The organism is Mesorhizobium sp. M1E.F.Ca.ET.063.01.1.1 (genome assembly GCF_003998155.1).
In the GTDB taxonomy this organism is placed as follows: domain Bacteria; phylum Pseudomonadota; class Alphaproteobacteria; order Rhizobiales; family Rhizobiaceae; genus Mesorhizobium.
Genome location: NZ_RZSC01000956.1, coordinates 1 through 1,947 on the forward strand (window position 1 = coordinate 1; position 1,947 = coordinate 1,947).

Genomic DNA, 1,947 nt, shown 5'->3' on the forward strand with positions numbered 1-1,947 from the left:
GGGATAGGGAAACTGAGGCAACGAGCAGGACCGCGATCTCGCCGAGCTGCTGCAGCGCACCGATCGTGTCGCCGGTCTGGCCGCCGATCTGACGGTGGCAAAGCGCGCGGAAGGCGGTAAACGAGAGGCTGAGCAAGACGAGTGCGGCAATCGCGCCGCCAAGGCCGAGCGCCAATAGCGACACGGCGCCAAGTGCCGCGCCGATGATAGCGGTCTCGGCGCTGACAGTGCCGGCAGTGGCGGAAAGACCGTCGGAGCGGGCGGGCGGCAGAAGATGCATGAAGGCGCCGAACAGCCCGCGCGAGGCGGCGTGAGCAGCAAGGAGGGCCAGGAACACATGGCTGGGGCCGGCCAGTGCGGACAGCGCGCTCCAGCGGATGAGCAGCGAGATGCCGAGGGTAGCGGCGCCATAGGCGCCGATGCGGCTGTCGCGCATGATCTCCAGCTTCTTCTCGCGCGTCTTGCCGCCGCCGAAGCCGTCGGCGATGTCGGAAAGTCCGTCCTCGTGCAGGCAGCCGGTGGCGAGCATCGTCGCGGCAAGGGCGAGCGCTGCGGCCGGACCGGTGGCTACACCCAGCCCGGAAGCGACAGCGTAGACGAGCGCGCCGATGATGGCGACGGCGAGACCGGCAAAGGGTGCCGCCCAGATCGCGTCGGCAAGGCTGCGACCGCCGAAATCGCTAGACGGCAGCCTCAACCTGGTGAAGAAGACGAGGCTGAGGCCGATATCGTCAAGCAATTGCCGAGGTGCGGAAGGGCTCATGCGCCCCTCGCAATGGCGTGGAAGAAGGTGCCGCTGACATGGCCGCGTCGATAGCCGGAGGCTCCAAGCGGGTTGCCCTGGCCGTCGGCGAGGTCGGCCAGCGGCTCGTCATTGCCGGTGGCCGTCATCTGCGCATAGTGGAACTCATGACCGCGGATCAGCGTGCCTTCGGGCCCCAACGGGCAGGCGGCGCGTAGGCGCGCCTCACGGTAACCGAGATTCATCTTCCGCTTGGCGAAGCTGGTCGAGTGGCCGAGCAGGCCGAGCATGTTGTGGCTTTGGCCGTCCGCGTCCTCCAGCACCTCGCCCAGCACCATGAAGCCGCCGCACTCACCGTGCACGGGCTTTGTCTGTGCGAAGCGCACCATTCCCGCGCGGAAGTTCGTCGCGGCCGCAAGCTTGCCGGCATGCAATTCGGGATAGCCACCGGGCAGCCAGCAGACATCGCAGTCTTCGGCCGGCGCCTCGTCGGCGAGAGGGGAGAAGGGCACGATCTCGGCGCCGGCCATGCGCCAATGCGCGGCGACATGCGGGTAGAGGAAGGTGAAGGCAGAGTCCTCGGCCAGCGCGATGCGCTGTCCCGGCGCCTGCAATGCATCGCCGAAGTCGCCAGCCGCCGGTTCCAGCGGTGTCGCCAACGCCAGGATGGCGTCGATATCGAGCGACTTCTCGACCATATCGGCCAGCCGGTCGAGATGCGCCATCAGGTTTTCGTATTCGCCGGCTTGCACAAGACCGAGATGCCGTTCCGGCAGGTTAAGGGTGGGGTCGCGCATGATGGCGCCGACCACCGGCAAGCCGATCGCCTCGATCGCGTCGCCCGACAATCGCCGGTGGCGTTCGCTGCCCAAGCGATTGAGCACGACGCCGGCCATGCGCACATCCGGATCGTAGGTGGCAAAACCCTTGGCTACGGCAGCCGCCGTGGTCGACTGTCCAGAAACGTCGAGCACCAGAAGCACCGGCAAGCCATAGAGCCTGGCGAGATCGGCAGCCGAGCCCGATCGGCCTTGCGGAGCGGGGATGCCGTCGAACAGACCCATCGCGCTTTCGAGGATGACGTATTCGGCATCCTCCGCTGCCTGTGCGGCCAGAGCGTTGAGCAGGGAAGGGGACATCGCCCAACCGTCGAGATTGACGCCTGACAGGCCCGTGGCGGCGGCGTGGAAGCCGGGGTCGATATC

Annotated in this window: 2 protein-coding genes; both read right to left on the minus strand. The window is 67.3% G+C overall.

The window, feature by feature from the left end:
* The coding region (gene cobS / locus EOA29_RS34735) for an adenosylcobinamide-GDP ribazoletransferase (RefSeq protein WP_127222275.1) at positions 1-763 on the minus strand (763 nt) is incomplete at its 3' end.
* On the minus strand, positions 760-1,947 hold a 1,188-nt coding region (locus EOA29_RS34740), incomplete at its 5' end, for a cobyrinate a,c-diamide synthase (protein WP_127222276.1). The genes EOA29_RS34740 and cobS, both read right to left, overlap by 4 nt.